At 49.6% G+C, this 570-nt stretch carries 1 protein-coding gene; it reads left to right on the top strand.

What is annotated here, in order from left to right; all coding sequences use genetic code 11:
• Positions 1-570 (top strand): LysR substrate-binding domain-containing protein (locus R7O13_RS29365; RefSeq protein WP_318305524.1); only part of this gene is annotated, 570 nt, incomplete at both ends.

The following is a 570-nucleotide window of genomic DNA, read 5'->3' as shown; positions in this document are numbered from 1 at the left end:
CACTTGGTCGTGAGGTTTTGGACAAAGCCAGCAACATCATGCTTCAACTGGAAGACATGGCACACCTCGACCACAGTTGCGGCGAACCTTTTTGCTTTCCGTTGTCCATTGGCATGATCCCGACCATTGCACCTTATCTTCTGCCAAAGTTGTTACTCACCTTAAAAGAGCAGTACCCCAACGCGAAAATAGACATCGTCGAAGAACAGTCGCATGTCCTTGTCGACATGGTTCACAGCGGTGAGATTGACGCGGCCGTGCTGGCCATCCCCTACCCTTGTGACGGCTTGTTAACGTTAGAGTTTTGGCAAGAAGACTTTTACTGGGTCGCGCTCGATGGGCAAATGCACACAGACAGAAGCAGCATTACGTCCGAAGAACTACAAGAAACCAACCTCATGCTGCTTAAAGAAGGCCACTGCCTCAAAGATCATATTTTGGATGCCTGCCGCCTCTCTGAACAAACCTCCAATCAGGAATACCGTGCCACCAGCCTAAACACGTTAATTCAAATGGTAATGAGTGGAATGGGCACAACCTTGATCCCGGAAATGGCACTGGAACAGCTCG

It is taken from the genome of Vibrio sp. Y176 (genome assembly GCF_033438945.1).
The sequence above is the reverse complement of the archived record's forward strand: the minus strand, read 5'-3'. Positions and strand labels throughout refer to the sequence as shown.